The sequence below is a fragment of the Rhizobium sp. PK7-22 genome, from assembly GCF_056530405.1.
In genome coordinates this window covers 1,042,028-1,057,736 of the sequence record NZ_CP096514.1, presented here as the reverse complement: position 1 = coordinate 1,057,736, position 15,709 = coordinate 1,042,028, and the positions used below count along the sequence as shown (strand labels likewise).

Sequence of the window (15,709 nt, the reverse complement as noted above, 5' to 3'; positions counted from 1 at the left end):
TACCAAAGCCATATAGCTGCGTTATTGCGTTCGCGCTTCAACACAGCCCTCATTCTTCCTACATCGGATTTGTAAAGCTCTCGTATCAATGCCCACGCTCTACCATCACCCCATGTCATCCAGTTCGCGATTCGTCCGCCTTATCCTCTCGGAATATGGCTTTCAGGCGGATATCGTGGAGGAACAGCCTTGGGAGAAACGGCGCGAATTCCTGTCGTTGAACCCCGCGGGCACGCTGCCGGTCTATGTGGACGACAACATGCGCGCCCTCTGTGGCCCGAATGTCCTGATGGAATTTCTCGACGAGACGCATGGCGTCCTGAAGCGCGACCGCCGGCTGCTGGCGGAAGACCCCTTCCAGCGCGCCGAGATCCGCCGGCTGACGGAGTGGTTCCTGTCGAAGATGGAAAGTGATGTCACGCGGCCCCTGGTGCGCGAGCGCGTCTACAAGCTGCAGATGACGGCTGCCCAGGGCGGCGGGGCTCCCGATTCCAAAGCGTTGCGCACGGCGCGCGCCAATGTCCGCCAGCACATGAAGTATCTGGCCTGGCTGGCGGGATCGCGCCCCTGGCTTGCCGGCGACCGCTTGAGTTACGCGGACCTCGCGGCGGCGGCCTCCGTCTCGGTGCTTGACTATCTCGGCGAAATCGACTGGGCTGAAACACCAATGGCCAAGGACTGGTATCAGCGGCTGAAGTCGCGCCCCTCGTTCCGGCCGCTCCTGACCGAGCGGGTCCGGGGGATAACCCCGGTGTCTCACTATGCGGACCTTGATTTCTAACGAGACGAGCAGCCCCCCGCAGCCGGACCGGCGGCGGCAGGAGAAGCTGACGGCCTTCATCAAGGCGGAAGCGGCAGCGCAGGGCTTCGACCTCTGCCGCATCACCCATGCCGGCAGCATTCCCGAAGCCTCTTCGCGGCTCGACACCTATCTCGCCGACGGTCATCACGGTACCATGGGCTGGATGGAGGAGACCCGCGACCGTCGCGGCAGTCCGACGGCGCTCTGGCCCGAGGTGCGCTGCGTCGTGATGTTCGGCCTGAACTACGGCCCGGATGAAGACCCTCGCTCCCTGCAGGCCAAGCCAAGCCATGGCGCCATCTCCGTCTATGCGCGCAACCGCGACTATCACGACGTCATCAAGGGCCGCCTCAAGGAGATCGCCACCCGCTTTGCGGCGCGGGCCGGAGAGGACGTCAAGGTTTTCGTCGATACGGCACCGGTGATGGAAAAGCCGCTGGCCGAGGCTGCAGGTCTCGGCTGGCAGGGCAAGCACACGAACCTCCTCAGCCGCAGCCATGGCTCCTGGCTCCTCCTCGGCAGCCTGTTTACCACCGCCGATCTCATCCTCGACGCGCCGGAGGTCGATCACTGCGGCTCCTGCCGGGCCTGTCTCGACGCCTGCCCGACCAATGCCTTCCCCGCCCCCTACCGGCTGGATGCGCGTCGCTGCATCTCCTACCTCACGATCGAGCACAAGGGGCCGATTGCTCCCGATCTGAGACCGCTGATCGGCAATCGTATCTACGGCTGCGACGACTGTCTGGCCGCCTGTCCGTGGAACAAGTTCGCCGTCAGCGCGTCGGAGATGAAGCTAAAGGCCCGTGACGACCTGAAGGAGCCGTCGCTCGCCTTCCTGCTCAGCCTTGACGATGCGGCATTCCGGACATTCTTCAGCGGCTCGCCGGTCAAGCGCATCGGTCGCGACCGGTTCATCCGCAATGTCCTGACGGCTGCGGGCAATTCGGGGGACGCCACGCTGATCGCCCCTTGCCTGGCGCTTGCTCGCGATCCATCGCCTGTCGTGCGCGGCATGACGGTCTGGGCCTTGAAACAGCTGATGCTGGGCGAGGAGTTCGAACGCTTTGCGGCAACCTGCCAAGACGAGGATGATCCGGAGGTATTGGACGAATGGCGACTGGCAGGAGTGCTTTGATGCAGATGATGATCTTCGGATGCGGCTACTCCGGCAAGACAATTGCCAAGCTTGCCCTCACGCGCGGCGCCATCGTCACTGGAACCACGCGTCAGAATACTGACGTTCTTGCCGCAGAAGGCATTCACGGTCTCGTGTTCGACGGCACCCGGGCATCGCCAGAGCTTTTGCTGGCACTTTCTCAAGCGACGCATCTGGTGCAATCCATTCCGCCGGGGCCGGACGGCGATCCGCTGCTCAGGCTTGCCACACGAGATATTCGTAACCTCTGTCCGAGACTGGAATGGATCGGCTATCTCTCCACCGTCGGCGTCTACGGCGACTACGGCGGCGCCTGGGTGGACGAGAGCAATGAATGCCGGCCTTCCCCCGGCCGATCCCAGGAACGGGTGGCGGCCGAGGCAACATGGCTTGCAGAGGGAGAGGCGGCGGGCGTGCCCGTTGCCATCCTGCGCCTCGCCGGCATCTATGGGCCCGGTCGCAATGGCTTCGTCAACCTGCACAAGGGCACGGCACGGCGCATCGTCAAGAAGGACCAGGTCTTCAACCGCATCCGGGTCGAAGACATCGCAGATGCCACGCTGTTTCTGGCGGAGGGACGGCACGGCGGCATCTTCAACATCACCGACGACGAGCCGGCGCCACCGCAGGACGTCATTGCCGAGGCCGCACGCCTGATGGGCGTGGAGCCGCCGCCGGAGCTGCCCTTCGAGACCGCCGACATGACACCCATGGCGCGATCCTTCTACGGCGCCAACAAGAAGATCTCCAACCAGAAGATCCGCGCGATGGGGTTCCAGTTTCGCTATCCGGAATACAGGATGTCGCTTCAGCAACTCTGGCAGACCGGGCAGTGGGATGAATTCGGCTGACCTCGAGCGGGATGGAAAATCCATCCAACAGGCCAATTGAAGACAAAACCTTCTGTCGCAACGGGTCTGTCAGCGCAAATTTCGCGCCTCGGCAGCCATTTTTTCGATCTGCAACAAAATTATTTTCTTAGGAATCGTGATCCGGTGCGGTTTCCGTGTGGTGCGAAATTTCATTTGGATTAACGACTGATTTTAGAGGATTTTTTGCACCTCGTTAACCGCAACTCCTGCGTCGCATAGCCGGTTATGGAATCCGGAATATTTCAGCCTGAAACATTCCGTGATCGTTCTGCGCACTTTTTCGCCAATTTTCGACCCGCTTAACCCGTCCCGCACCGCAAGTGCAGACGACAATTGAACGGGGACGACAGAATTGAACATGTTTCGACGCTCGGCATTTGCCGCCGCCACCATCGCAGCGTTCGCCATGATCGGCACTGCGCCGGCCAATGCCGCACCGGGTTGTGGCCATGCCTCCTGGTATGCGCTGACATCCAAGACCGCGTCCGGCGAGCGCATGAACCCGGCCAAGCTGACCGCCGCGCACCGTTCGCTGCCCTTCGGCACCAAGGTCATGGTCACCAACAAGCGCAACGGCAAGAGCGTCGTCGTGCGCATCAACGACCGCGGCCCGTTCATCAAGGGTCGCATCATCGACGTCTCAAAGGCTGCGGCAGCGAACATCGGCATGGTACGGTCCGGCACGGCCCAGGTCTGCTACCAGATCGTTGATTCCGGAAACCAGAAGGTCGCCGGCAGGGGCCTCAAGGACGGCTGATCCTCTTCCCGAACTTGCTCTTGAGCAGCATCCCGGTTACGACCCGGACGAGACGGGTTCAACCGGAACGGAGAGCGACATGCGATTGGGCGGACGGCTTGGTGGAGCCATTGATGTTCTCAAGGACATCGACGAACGGAAGCGTCCGGTCGCGGATGCCCTGAAAGACTGGGGCCTCGGCCACCGCTTTGCCGGCTCCGGCGATCGCGCCGCCATCGGCAATATCGTCTACGACGCGCTTCGCATGCGTCTTTCGCATGCGTGGCTGATGGACGACGAGGGCCCCGTGGCTCTAGCCTACGCGGTCCTGCTTCGGCAGTGGGGATATTCTTCCGAAGCCCTCTCCGCCGAGTTTGCCGACGACCGCTTCGCGCCGCCGCCGCTTTCCGACGCCAATCTTTCCGCCTTTGCCTCCCGCAATATTGCCGATGCGCCCGCGCATGTGCAGGGCGACATTCCCGACTGGATCCAGCCGTCCTTCGAAGCCGCATTCGGCGAGGACTGGCTGGCGGAAGCCAAGGCGCTTTCGCAGCGCCCGACCCTCGATCTGCGCGCCAACACGCTGAAGGCGTCGCGAGAAAAGGTCATCAAGGCGCTCGACCGATCCGGTGCCCAGCCTGCGCCGATCGCGCGCAACGGCATCAGGATTGCCGCCGGAGAAGGAGCGTCCCGGCTTCCAAACGTCACCGCCGAAATTTCGTTCCAGAAAGGCTGGTTCGAGGTTCAGGACGAGGGCTCGCAGGTCGTTTCCGATCTCGTCCATCCCGGCGACCAGGACCAGGTCCTCGATTTCTGCGCGGGCGGCGGCGGCAAGACGCTCGCCATGGCGGCCGCCATGCACAACAAGGGTCAGGTGCATGCCTATGACACCGACCGCAAGCGGCTTGCACCGATCATCGAGCGTCTGCGCCGGGCCGGTACGCGCAATGTTCAGGTCCACGACGATGTCCGACAGCTTCAGGCGCTGAAGGAAAAGCTGGACGTGGTGCTGGTCGATGCGCCCTGCACCGGAACCGGCACGTGGCGCCGGCGACCCGACACGAAATGGCGCCTGACGCCGAAGAACCTCGAAGAACGGGTCGCCCAGCAGCAGGAGGCGCTCACCGAGGCAGCCACCTTCGTGAAGCCCGGCGGCAGCCTGGTCTACATCACCTGCTCCGTACTGCCGGACGAGAACGATCGCCAGATCGAGGCCTTCTGCCGCGACAATCCGGAGTTTTTCGCCGAGCCGGTGCTGGAAACCTGGAGCGGACTGTTCGGCGAAACCGCGCCGCGTCCCCACAGCCGCGACGGCAGCACCGTGACACTGACACCGGCCACCACCGGAACGGACGGCTTCTTCTTCAGCCGGATGCGGCGGCGGGCCTGATCCGCTTGACGTCCGTCAAGACCACGGACCTTTGCAAACCGTTCTAAACTAGAATGTTTGACACAAGTTTTGTCATGGGTCATTCAAGGGTCCGTGCAGCCGAGGGATGTGGCTGCCGAAGGAGGGACTATGATCCGCAAGACACTCATGGGCGCAACCTTCGCCCTGCTGGCCGCTTCCACGGCTTATTCCATCACGCCGGCCGCTGCAGCCGAGCCGGCCGCCGTCGTCGCGCATTATGCCGATCTGGCACATGCCAAATACGACGACGCGCTGACGACCGCCAAGACACTCGACGCCGCCATCGATGCGCTGATCGCCACGCCGGGCGAAGCCACGCTGAAGGCTGCCCGCGAGGCCTGGATCGCGGCCCGCGTTCCCTATCAGCAGACCGAGGTCTACCGCTTCGGCAATCCGATTGTCGACGAGTGGGAAGGCAAGGTGAATGCCTGGCCGCTCGACGAGGGCCTGATCGACTATGTCGACCCCGCCTATGGCACCGAAAGCGACAGCAACGCTCTCTATGTCGCCAATGTGATCGCTAACCCGAAGCTCAGCGTCAACGGTCAGGACATCGACGCCACGAACATCACGCCCGACCTCCTGCGCAGCCTGCACGAGGCCGGCGAGATCGAGGCCAATGTCGCCACCGGCTATCACGCCATCGAGTTCCTGCTCTGGGGCCAGGACCTCAACGGCACGGACGCTGGCGCCGGCAACCGGGCCTACACGGATTACGACACCGCCAACTGCACGAACGGCCATTGCGAGCGCCGCGCCGCCTACCTGAAGGCCGCTTCCAATCTGCTGGTCTCCGACCTTGAAGAGATGGTGGCCGCCTGGGCTGCGGATGGCGAAGCGACAAAGACCGTGACGGCCGATCCGCAAGCCGGCATCCGTGCCATGCTGACCGGCATGGGCTCGCTCTCCTACGGCGAACTGGCCGGCGAGCGCATGAAGCTCGGCCTTTTGCTGCACGACCCGGAAGAGGAGCACGACTGCTTCTCCGACAACACGCATGCCTCGCATCTCAATGACGCGATCGGCATCGAGTCGGCCTATACGGGCGAATACACCCGCGTCGACGGCACGACGATGACCGGTCCTTCGCTCTCGGAGCTGGTGGCCGAAAAGGATGCAGCACTCGACAGCGAGATCAAGGGCAAGCTCGAGACCACGGTCGCGGCGATGAACGCTATGGCGGATCGCGCCAAGGGCGGTGAGGCCTACGACCAGATGATCGGCGAAGGCAATGCAGAGGGCAATGCTGCCGTGCAGGCCGCCATCGACGGGCTGATCGACCAGACCCGGTCGATCGAGCGCGTCATTGCGTCGCTGGATCTCGGCACAATCGAACTTGAAGGTTCAGACAGCCTCGATAATCCTGACGCCATATTCCAATAGGACCTGAAGGGGGCCGCGGGAGACCGCGGCCCGATCATCCCATGAGAGCGCTCACCGCCAAGACACTGCTGCTGCCGATCCTGTCGGGGGCTCTCTTCATGTCTCCGCTGATCGCCCTCGGCGAAAATCCGGAGTTCCCTACGGAGCGGACCGACCTTTCGCCCAAGGACAGGAAGCGGGTCGCCGGCGTCACCCGCCCGACGCAGGATTTCTCCAAGGCCGAAAACTTCGAGACCATGCAGGGCGGTGCCGCCACCACCAAGGCAATCGTCAACGGCGATGCCTTCTCGCATTTCTCCACCAACCTTACCTTCGCCGAGGAAGAGACCTTCAAGCTCGGCAACGCATTGTTCCGCAAGCTTTGGGTGTCTTCGCCGTCGTCGACCCAGGCGTCCGACGGACTGGGTCCCCTGTTCAACGCCCGCGCCTGCCAGAGCTGCCACCTGAAGGACGGTCGCGGCCATCCGCCGGAGGGTACCGCCGACAATACGTCGATGTTCCTGCGGCTCGGCCGTCCCGCTCGGACCGCCGAGGAGCAGGAGATTCTGGCCCGCCACGAGGCGCTCAATTTTCCCGACCTCACCTACGGCAAGCAACTGCAGGAACTGGCTGTTCCCGGCCTGCAATCGGAAGGCCGAATGGCAATCTCCTACGAAGAGATCCCGGTGACGCTGGGCGATGGCGATGTCGTTTCCCTGCGCAAGCCCACCTATTCGGTGGACAACCTGGGCTACGGCCCTCTGGAGCCGGACGTCACGCTGTCGCCGCGTGTCGCACCGCCGATGATCGGCATGGGCATGATCGAGGCGATCCACGAGGCGGATATTCTAGCCCAGGCCGATCCGGACGACCGGGACGGCGACGGTATTTCCGGCAAGCCCGCAGTCGTGCGCGATCACCGGACCCGGCAGATCAAGCTTGGCCGTTTCGGATACAAGGCCGAAAACGCATCCGTTCGCGATCAGTCGGCCTCCGCCTTTGTCGGCGACATCGGCATCTCCAATCCGGACGCGCCCTTCGACCATGGCGACTGCACCAGTGCGCAGGTGGATTGCTTTGCCCGCCCGACGGGCGTGCAGGAGCGTCTCGGCGAAACCGAAGCACCCGATCCGGTGCTCGAACTGGTGACCTTCTATTCGAAAAACCTCGCCGTGCCCGCCCGTCGGGATCCGGGCAATGCAAAAGTGCTGAAGGGCAAGGAAATCTTCTACCAGTCCGGCTGCACCTCCTGCCACACGCCGAAATTCGTCACACGCCGCGATGCGGAGAACAAGGCGCATGCCTTCCAGCTGATCTGGCCCCATTCCGACTTCCTGCTCCACGACATGGGCGAAGGTCTGGCGGACGGGCAGCAGGTGGGCGTCGCCTCCGGCCGGGAATGGCGCACCCAGCCGCTCTGGGGGATCGGGCTCACCGAGACGGTCAACGAACACACCTTCTTCCTGCATGACGGCCGCGCCCGCAATCTCAGCGAAGCGATCCTCTGGCACGGCGGCGAGGCGCAGGCGGCGCGCGATGCCTTCGCCTCGCTCGGCAGGGATGACCGCACCGCCCTCATCGCATTTCTGGAGTCGCTCTGATGCTGAACAGTCTTTGCGCAGCGGGCCTCGCAGTCCTTTTTGCCACGGCTCCGGCATTGGCGCAGGAAGACACCCTGCGCCCTGAAATCCCTGCGGATGTTCAGATCCGGGCGGTGATTGCGAAGGCCGTCGATGACTTCATCCGACCTGGCTACCGCGACTTCCACGCGGCGGCCGATATGCTCGCGTCGGATATGGACGCCCTCTGCACCGCCCCCTCGCCCATCGCCCTTGCGCAGGCGAAAGCAGCCTTTGCGGAGGCCGCCGGAAGCTGGGCGCGCATCGAAATCGTCCGCACGGGGCCCGCGATAGAGGACAACCGCTTCGAGCGCATCCTCTTCTACCCCGACCGCAAGAGCACCGGTCTGAAGCAGGTGCAGGCGCTGCTGGCCAAGCCCGATGACAGCATCACCGCGCCGGGTGGCCTCTCCGGCAAGAGTGTTGCCATGCAGGGGTTCGGTGCGCTGGAATTCGTGCTGGCCGGGACCGGCTCGGAGCAGCTCGCCACGGAGACGGACAGCTTCCGCTGCCGCTACGGGCAGGCCGTGGCGCGCAATATTGCACAGATTGCTGGAGAAATCGTGAGCCTCTGGGAGGCGCCGGATGGCGTGCAACAGGCCTGGAAAGAGCCGGGCCGCGACAATCCGCTGTTCCGCAACGAGCAGGAGGCGATGACGGCGCTTCTGGGCATTCTCGTCCATGGGGCTGAGATGGTCCGCGACCAGCGGATCGAGACCTTCTACAAGGGCGAAGACAACCAGACCTTTCCCAAGCAGGCCATCTTCTGGCGCTCGGGAAATACCTGGCGGATGGTCGAGGCAAACCTCAAGGGCCTTCGAGACCTGATCGAGGCTTCCGGCATGGTCGCGCTCCTGCCCGACGACCAGACCTCGATCGTCGGTTCAACGGACTTCGTTCTGAAGTCAATGCTGCGGGTGACCGGCGAGATGAACAGCGACATAGAGATGGCCGTGTCGGATGACGCCCAGCGCCAGAAGCTCGACTTCCTGCTCGTCAACGGGCGCGACCTGATCGGCCGGCTGAACGACCAATATGGCGGCGCGATCGGGCTGACCTCCGGCTTCTCCTTCTCCGACGGGGACTGACCATGACCTGGCGAAGCGGCCTCATCGACCGGCGCGGCTTCATGCGGGCGGCCGGCATCACCTTCGCCGCGGCGCTCTCGCCGCAGGCGCTGATGGCGCTCGAACGGTCCGACGCCGTCTATGCCTCCGGCTTTCGTTCGGCCGACGGCTCCTTCGGGATCGCCACCGTCTCGGAGCGGGGCGAAATCGTCGACCGGATGGCCCTGCCCGCGCGGGCCCACGGCCTGGCCTACAGTCCCATCTCCGGCCGCGCGGTCGCCTTTGCCCGCCGGCCCGGAACCTTTGCCCTGGCGTTTCATCCCAACCGCTCCGGCGACCCGGTGATGATCACCGCGCCGGACGGCCGGCACTTCTACGGCCACGGCGCGTTTTCGCCCGATGGGGCTGTTCTCTACACCAGCGAGAATGACTTCGACGGCAATCGCGGCATGATCGGCGTCTATGACGCCTGCGACAACTTTGCACGCATCGGCGAGTTTGCGGCGCAGGGCATCGGCACCCACGACATGACCGTCTCCGACGACGGCGCAACACTGATCGTCGCCAACGGCGGCATCGAGACGCATCCGGATTTCGGGCGCACTAAGCTGAACCTCGACCGGATGGAGCCGTCCCTCGTATTGCTCGATGCCCGGGACGGGCAGCTGATCCAGAAGCACGCGCTGCCGCCCTCGCTGCGGCATCTCTCGACGCGCCATCTGGCCGTCGGTGACGCGGGAAAAATCTGGTTCGCGGGCCAGTGGGAGGGTGTTCGCAACGCGCTGCCGCCGCTCGTCGGCCATGTCAGCCGAGGCGAGGAGATCACCTTCACGTCCCTGCCCGAGCGGGTGACGGAGGGGCTCGCCAATTATGTCGGCGCCATTGCCGTCAACCGACGCGACGGGATCGTCGGGCTGACGTCGCCGAAGGGCGGGCTGGCGGTCAGCCTCGATGCCCGCACCGGCGCCGTCCTGCGCGAAGAGCCTGTCCGCGATGCGGCCGGGGTCGCACCGGCGGACCACGGGATCGCCGTCTCATCCTACGACGGCCGCTTCAACGAGAAAGGCAGCGATGTCGCCTGGGACCAGCACATCATTCGCCTCGAATGATCATCGGTGATCCATTGGCAGGAGTGGTTGCCTGCTCTATCTCAAGCTCATGAAAAAAGCGCTCATCTACATCCTGTTTATTGCCATCGTCGTCGGCCTCGGTGCGCTGAGCGGCGTGAGCAACGTGCCGGGCGAATGGTACCAGACGCTTGAAAAACCGTTCTTCCAGCCGCCGCCGTGGCTCTTCGCGCCGGTCTGGACGACACTCTATGTGCTGATTGGCATCGCCGGCGCACGCACCTGGCTCGACGCCCCGGCCTCGGCCCGCATGCAGGTCTGGTTTGCGCAGATGGTCCTGAACCTGCTCTGGTCGCCGGCCTTCTTCGGTTCCGAGAGCCCGATCCTCGGCCTCCTGGTGATCATCCCGCTGCTGATCTCGATCCTCGTTTTCGTCCGGATGAGCTGGAACCGGGACCGTATCAGCGGCTGGCTCTTCGTGCCCTATATCGCCTGGGTCGGCTTTGCGACGCTGCTCAACCTCTCGATTGTCGTCCTCAACTGATATCGGCCGCTGCGGCGCTTGCCGAACCGGCCTCGCCATGCCAGTTTCGCGGCCGCGAAGGGGCCGAGCATGAGCAGTATCGACAACAGCGATTTCCGGGCACGGATCCGGCAGAGCTTTGACCGCCAGGGCGCGATGGCAACCATCTGTGCGGAATTGACCCGCGTCGAGCCGGCCATGGTGGAGATCGAACTGCCCTTCGACCGTAAACTGACGCAGCAGCACGGGCTCCTGCATGCCGGCGTGATTTCCACTGCACTCGAGACCGCCGGCACCTACGCCGCCTATACGACGGTCGCCGGTGATGTCTCGCTGCTGACGATCGAGTTCAAGGTGAACCTGATGTCGCCCGGGCGCGGCGAACGCTTCCTGTTTCGCGGTGAAATCACCAAGCCGGGCACAACCATCATCGTCGCCGATGGCCGCGCTTATGCTGTCAGCGACGGCCCGGCGAAGCTGATCGCCTCGATGACGGCCACCATGATGGTGATCCGTGGGCGGGAGGATATCGTCGGATGAATGTCGAACTGACACAGGCCGGTGGGAAATCGGTGCTCTTCGTCATGGCTGTCGATGCCGAATATGGCGAACATCTCAAGGGCCGGATCACGCCGCTGATGACGGGCGTCGGCCCCGTGGAGGCGGCGGTGGTGCTGACCCATGCGCTGACAGGGCTTGAGGCTTCCGGTAAACTTCCGGATCTCGTGGTCTCGCTCGGCTCCGCCGGCTCCCGCACGCTCGAACAAACCGGCATCTATCAGGTCTCCTCCATCGCTTACCGTGACATGGACGCCTCGCCGCTCGGGTTTGAGAAGGGCCGCACGCCGTTCCTGGACCATCCTGCGGTGATCGCGCTGCCGCATCGCATTCCCAAGATTCCGGCAGCCTCGCTGTCGACAGGCGGCAACATCGTATCCGGTGCCGCCTATGACCTCGTCGATGCCGACATGGTCGACATGGAGACCTATGCCGTCTTGCGAAGCTGCCACCTCTTCGACCTTCCCCTGATCGGCCTGCGCGGGATTTCCGACGGCAAGGACGAGCTGAAGCATGTCGACAACTGGACGGAATATCTGCACGTCATCGACGCAAAGCTTGCCGATGCGGTCGACGCGCTTCTGGCGGCGCTGGAAAGCGGAGGATTGGCGGTCTGACGCAGTTGCACAAAGGCCAAGTTTTCACTAAAGGCTCGACATGACCCAGATAGCCCATCCCGACAGCATCCTCATCATCGATTTCGGCAGCCAGGTGACGCAGCTGATTGCGCGTCGCGTGCGCGAGGCCGGCGTCTACTGCGAGATCCATCCGTTCCAGAATGCGGCGGACGCCTTCGAAAAGATGCAGCCGAAGGGCGTGATCTTCTCCGGCGGACCGGCCTCGGTGACGACGGAAGGCAGTCCGAGGGCGCCGCAATCGGTCTTCGATTCCGGCGTGCCGGTGCTCGGCATCTGCTACGGTCAGCAGACTCTGGCAACCCAGCTCGGCGGCGTCGTCGAGGGCGGCCATGCGGCGGAATTCGGCCGCGCCGACGTCGAGATCAAGAAGGCAAGCCCGCTGTTTGAGGGTTTCTGGGCAGTCGGCGAGCGCTATCCAGTGTGGATGAGCCACGGCGATCGCGTCACCCAGCTTCCCGAAGGTTTCGAGGTGGTCGCCACGTCGGAAAACGCCCCATTCGCCATCGCCGTCAACGAAGGCCGTCGCTATTACACGACGATGTTCCACCCGGAGGTGATGCACACGCCCGATGGCGCCAAGCTGCTGTCCAACTTCGTGCACAAGATCGTCGGCCTGAAGTCCGACTGGACGATGGCTGCCTATCGCGCCGAGATGATCCGCAAGATCAAGGACCAGGTCGGCTCCGAGCGGGTCATCTGCGGCCTGTCCGGCGGCGTCGATTCCTCGGTCGCGGCCGTCCTCATCCATGAAGCGATCGGCGACCAACTGACCTGCATCTATGTCGACCACGGCCTGATGCGCCAGGGCGAGACCGAACAGGTCGTCGGCATGTTCCGCGATGCCTACAATATCCCGCTCGTTCACGTGGACGCGTCCGACCTTTTCCTGACCCAGCTTGCCGGCGTCAGCGACCCGGAGCTCAAGCGCAAGACGATCGGCCGGCTGTTCATCGAGGTCTTCGAGGCGGAAGCCGCCAAGATCGCGTCCGACGGCAAGGGCAGCCCGAAGTTCCTCGCACAGGGCACACTCTACCCCGACGTCATCGAAAGCGTGTCCTTTTCCGGCGGCCCGTCGGTCACCATCAAGAGCCACCACAATGTCGGCGGCCTGCCCGAGCGCATGAACATGCAGCTCGTGGAGCCGCTGCGCGAGCTCTTCAAGGACGAGGTGCGTGCTCTCGGCCGCGAACTCGGCCTGCCGGAGAGCTTCATCGGCCGCCACCCCTTCCCGGGTCCTGGCCTTGCCATCCGCTGCCCCGGCGCCGTCACCCGCGAGAAGCTCGACATCCTGCGCAAGGCGGATGCAATCTATCTCGACGAAATCCGCAAGGCCGGCCTCTACGACACGATCTGGCAGGCCTTTGCCGTGCTGCTGCCGGTGCAGACCGTCGGCGTCATGGGCGACTACCGCACCTACGACTTCGTCTGCGCGCTGCGCGCCGTGACCTCCGTCGACGGCATGACCGCCGACTTCTATCCCTATGACATGAACTTCCTCGGCCGCGCCGCCACCCGCATCATCAACGAGGTCCGCGGCATCAACCGGGTCGTCTACGACGTGACGAGCAAGCCGCCTGGCACGATCGAGTGGGAATGATTTTTGCCCATCCGAACACCGCCGATTCTACGCTGCGGTACGATCTAGGAAGATCGCCGAATGACGTGTGCCTGCGGCCGCCATCCCGTGAGGGTTATTCTGAAGCGGATGTACGGCTTCGCCATTCTCCACGGTGAGACGATCGCCAACCGGCCGATGACATCGGTCCTGCCTTGGTTTTACGCGCCGACAAGCCAAGACGACCCCAATTGCGCTTGTAAAGACGATCATCGCAAACGCAGACCCACCACGCTCTCGCCAGGTGCCGCTTCCGTGGCTTCCTCTCGTTGCGGATAGAGTGGCGCTAGGGCTGCGAGGGCCACTGGATCCGGGATCCTCACCCTTAAGCTGGAGGACAGATCCAGCGCGGGCGTCATTGTTGAGAGGTCTGGTCTAGACACCTGCCGACCTCGCCTTGTTGGCCCTATAGCGAGCCCTGACAATATCTCTCCAGAAGGAGTGCTATCTCATCGTCGTCCTCCACTACCCGAACGACAGATGAAATCATGATTAGACTCACCGACTTTGACGTGCTGTTCACTGGCTCTTGGTCAAAGCTTGACAATCGGGCGCAAGAAAGTGGTCCTCACCGAGGAACCACGGATGAACGTAAGTCACCTCAACCAACCCAGAGAAGCGCTTTCAAATCCCGCGACTGACAGTGCAAAGGATTTCCTCGTACAGGCCACCATATTGCTGGGCCTTGTTTCCATCATCTTCGCTGCGGTTCCGGAAGTGGATCTAACCGTCAGCAGATTTTTTTGGAATCCCGACTCGGGCTTCGATTTGAATAGCAACAGCGCCCTCATCGCGTTTCGTGACGTCAACAGGTTCCTACCTTGGGCTGTGATCGGGATTGCCGCGGTGTTGCTCGTTCCAAGTCCGTTGTTGAGAGGTTTGAGGCAACGACCTGCGCCACACAAGCTGGTGTTCCTGATAACATTTTTTGCAGCGGGACCGGGACTGTCCGTTCACCTGATCAAGATGCTGGTGGGCAGAGCTCGCCCGAGAGCACTCCAAGAATTTGGCGGCGACGCATTTTTCACACCGGCCTGGGAGTTCACCAACCAATGCGCCAGGCATTGTTCATTCATCTCGGGAGAATCGGCAACTGCCTTTGCTCTGCTCACACTGATCGTGTTCGTTAATCCGAAATATTCGATGGTCTATCTCGTAGCGGTTACCATTCTGGCTGCGGCCTTTTCGTTCACCAGGGTCTTACATGGTGCACACTTCCTTTCGGACGTAACGATCGCATGGAATGTGATGCTGGTTTTGGCGATCCTCCTATGGCGAATATTCTCGCGTAACGCACCGCAGATCGACGCCATGTTCAATGGCAGGTAACCGTGCGTCGCGAAGCGGAAGCCTTGGCGCAGCTGAAGTCCGCGCCAACGCGTTCGCATTGAGGTGGCGAATGCGGATGTGCACCGGTTAAAAAGGACAAGGACATGCCGGAAGATTCCATCGTCAGTGCTCTCGTTCTCGGACTGATCGAGGGGCTGACGGAGTTCATACCCGTGTCCTCGACGGCACATGTTCTCCTCGCCGGGCATTTCCTCGGCTTCAAATCCCCCGGCAATACCTTTGCGGTCCTGATCCAGCTTGGGGCCATCATGGCGATCCTGCTGGTCTATTTCCGCCGGCTGCTGGACATCGCGGTCAGTCTTCCCAGCAGCGCCAGGGCAAGGCATTTCGTGCTGACGGTGCTGATCGCCTTCCTGCCGGCGGCCCTCATCGGTGCACTGGCGCACGGTTTCATCAAGACGATCCTGTTCGAGACGCCGGTGCTGATCTGCATCGTGCTGATCCTCGGCGGCATCGTTCTCCTGGTCGTCGACCGGATGGCGTTCCAGCCGCGATACACGGATGTGATGGATTATCCGCTGTCGCTCGCCTTCAAGATCGGCCTCTTCCAGTGTCTTGCCATGGTGCCCGGCACGTCCCGCTCGGGGGCGACCATCGTCGGTTCGCTGCTGATGGGCACCGACAAGCGGTCGGCCGCGGAGTTCTCCTTCTTCCTGGCCATGCCCACCATGCTCGGCGCCTTCACGCTCGATCTCTACAAGAACCGCGCGTTGATCAGCTTCGACGATGGCGCAGTGATTGTCGTCGGCTTCATCGCTGCCTTCGTGACGGCGCTGTTCGTCGTGCGCTCGCTTCTCGACTTCATCTCCAGTCGCGGCTACGCGCTCTTCGCCTGGTGGCGGATCTTCGTCGGCACGGTCGGCCTGATCGGGTTGCTGCTGTTTCGATGATCCAGCGATAACGCTGGGCAGCGATCCAGGCATCCGGGAATCA

15 protein-coding genes are annotated in these 15,709 nt (G+C 63.0%); all 15 read left to right on the top strand.

Annotated features, from left to right (window positions below):
- The first annotated feature begins 88 nt into the window (after nt 1–88).
- Nucleotides 89–781, top strand: coding sequence for a glutathione S-transferase family protein (locus M1E10_RS09805; protein ID WP_499176168.1), 693 nt, complete (start codon nt 89–91; stop codon nt 779–781).
- On the top strand, nt 762–1,937 hold the full coding sequence (gene queG, locus M1E10_RS09800; RefSeq protein WP_499176167.1) for an epoxyqueuosine reductase: 1,176 nt from the start codon (nt 762–764) through the stop codon (nt 1,935–1,937). The genes M1E10_RS09805 and queG overlap by 20 nt, the downstream gene beginning before the upstream one ends.
- On the top strand, nt 1,937–2,809 hold the full coding sequence (locus M1E10_RS09795) for an SDR family oxidoreductase (RefSeq protein WP_499176166.1): 873 nt from the start codon (nt 1,937–1,939) through the stop codon (nt 2,807–2,809). Before queG ends, M1E10_RS09795 begins: the two co-directional genes overlap by 1 nt.
- Before the next feature lie 373 nt (nt 2,810–3,182).
- Entirely contained in the window at nt 3,183–3,587 is a 405-nt protein-coding gene (locus tag M1E10_RS09790; protein ID WP_499176165.1) for a septal ring lytic transglycosylase RlpA family protein, read from the top strand.
- Nucleotides 3,588–3,666: 79 nt separating this feature from the next.
- Nucleotides 3,667–4,956: an RsmB/NOP family class I SAM-dependent RNA methyltransferase gene (locus M1E10_RS09785; protein ID WP_499176164.1), complete on the top strand. Its 1,290-nt coding sequence runs from the start codon at nt 3,667–3,669 to the stop codon at nt 4,954–4,956.
- 129 nt (nt 4,957–5,085) lie between these two features.
- The gene (locus M1E10_RS09780) at nt 5,086–6,360 is read left to right on the top strand and encodes an imelysin family protein (protein ID WP_499176163.1); all 1,275 of its coding nucleotides are present in this window, start codon (nt 5,086–5,088) and stop codon (nt 6,358–6,360) included.
- A gap of 41 nt (nt 6,361–6,401) precedes the next feature.
- On the top strand, nt 6,402–7,940 hold the full coding sequence (locus M1E10_RS09775) for a di-heme oxidoreductase family protein (protein WP_499176162.1): 1,539 nt from the start codon (nt 6,402–6,404) through the stop codon (nt 7,938–7,940).
- The gene (locus M1E10_RS09770) at nt 7,940–9,046 is read left to right on the top strand and encodes an imelysin family protein (RefSeq protein WP_499176161.1); all 1,107 of its coding nucleotides are present in this window, start codon (nt 7,940–7,942) and stop codon (nt 9,044–9,046) included. The genes M1E10_RS09775 and M1E10_RS09770 overlap by 1 nt, the downstream gene beginning before the upstream one ends.
- 2 nt (nt 9,047–9,048) lie before the next feature.
- Nucleotides 9,049–10,134 carry a DUF1513 domain-containing protein gene (locus tag M1E10_RS09765; RefSeq protein ID WP_499176160.1) on the top strand — a complete coding sequence of 362 codons (1,086 nt, stop codon included), beginning with the start codon at nt 9,049–9,051 and terminating at the stop codon, nt 10,132–10,134.
- A 49-nt stretch (nt 10,135–10,183) separates the two neighbouring features.
- Complete coding sequence (locus M1E10_RS09760; RefSeq protein WP_499176159.1) at nt 10,184–10,636, top strand: TspO/MBR family protein; 453 nt, start codon at nt 10,184–10,186, stop codon at nt 10,634–10,636.
- A 69-nt stretch (nt 10,637–10,705) separates the two neighbouring features.
- Nucleotides 10,706–11,155, top strand: coding sequence for a PaaI family thioesterase (locus M1E10_RS09755; protein WP_499176158.1), 450 nt, complete (start codon nt 10,706–10,708; stop codon nt 11,153–11,155).
- Nucleotides 11,152–11,790, top strand: a complete 639-nt coding sequence (locus M1E10_RS09750) for a 5'-methylthioadenosine/S-adenosylhomocysteine nucleosidase (RefSeq protein WP_499176157.1) — start codon at nt 11,152–11,154, stop codon at nt 11,788–11,790. Before M1E10_RS09755 ends, M1E10_RS09750 begins: the two co-directional genes overlap by 4 nt.
- Before the next feature lie 40 nt (nt 11,791–11,830).
- Nucleotides 11,831–13,408, top strand: coding sequence for a glutamine-hydrolyzing GMP synthase (gene guaA / locus M1E10_RS09745; RefSeq protein WP_499176156.1), 1,578 nt, complete (start codon nt 11,831–11,833; stop codon nt 13,406–13,408).
- 603 nt (nt 13,409–14,011) lie between these two features.
- Complete coding sequence (locus M1E10_RS09740) at nt 14,012–14,755, top strand: phosphatase PAP2 family protein (protein WP_499176155.1); 744 nt, start codon at nt 14,012–14,014, stop codon at nt 14,753–14,755.
- Between the two features lie 104 nt (nt 14,756–14,859).
- A complete protein-coding gene (locus tag M1E10_RS09735; protein ID WP_499176154.1) occupies nt 14,860–15,666 on the top strand; it encodes an undecaprenyl-diphosphate phosphatase in 807 nt (268 codons plus the stop codon).
- Nucleotides 15,667–15,709: the final 43 nt, after the last annotated feature.

Coding starts and splice junctions, on each gene's coding strand:
- M1E10_RS09735 (WP_499176154.1), top strand. CDS start 14,860: ATGCCGGAAGATTCCATCGTCAGTGCTCTCGTTCTCGGACTGATCGAG.
- queG (WP_499176167.1), top strand. CDS start 762: ATGCGGACCTTGATTTCTAACGAGACGAGCAGCCCCCCGCAGCCGGAC.
- guaA (WP_499176156.1), top strand. CDS start 11,831: ATGACCCAGATAGCCCATCCCGACAGCATCCTCATCATCGATTTCGGC.
- M1E10_RS09795 (WP_499176166.1), top strand. CDS start 1,937: ATGCAGATGATGATCTTCGGATGCGGCTACTCCGGCAAGACAATTGCC.
- M1E10_RS09775 (WP_499176162.1), top strand. CDS start 6,402: ATGAGAGCGCTCACCGCCAAGACACTGCTGCTGCCGATCCTGTCGGGG.
- M1E10_RS09760 (WP_499176159.1), top strand. CDS start 10,184: ATGAAAAAAGCGCTCATCTACATCCTGTTTATTGCCATCGTCGTCGGC.
- M1E10_RS09740 (WP_499176155.1), top strand. CDS start 14,012: ATGAACGTAAGTCACCTCAACCAACCCAGAGAAGCGCTTTCAAATCCC.
- M1E10_RS09765 (WP_499176160.1), top strand. CDS start 9,049: ATGACCTGGCGAAGCGGCCTCATCGACCGGCGCGGCTTCATGCGGGCG.
- M1E10_RS09780 (WP_499176163.1), top strand. CDS start 5,086: ATGATCCGCAAGACACTCATGGGCGCAACCTTCGCCCTGCTGGCCGCT.
- M1E10_RS09755 (WP_499176158.1), top strand. CDS start 10,706: ATGAGCAGTATCGACAACAGCGATTTCCGGGCACGGATCCGGCAGAGC.
- M1E10_RS09750 (WP_499176157.1), top strand. CDS start 11,152: ATGAATGTCGAACTGACACAGGCCGGTGGGAAATCGGTGCTCTTCGTC.
- M1E10_RS09770 (WP_499176161.1), top strand. CDS start 7,940: ATGCTGAACAGTCTTTGCGCAGCGGGCCTCGCAGTCCTTTTTGCCACG.
- M1E10_RS09785 (WP_499176164.1), top strand. CDS start 3,667: ATGCGATTGGGCGGACGGCTTGGTGGAGCCATTGATGTTCTCAAGGAC.
- M1E10_RS09805 (WP_499176168.1), top strand. CDS start 89: ATGCCCACGCTCTACCATCACCCCATGTCATCCAGTTCGCGATTCGTC.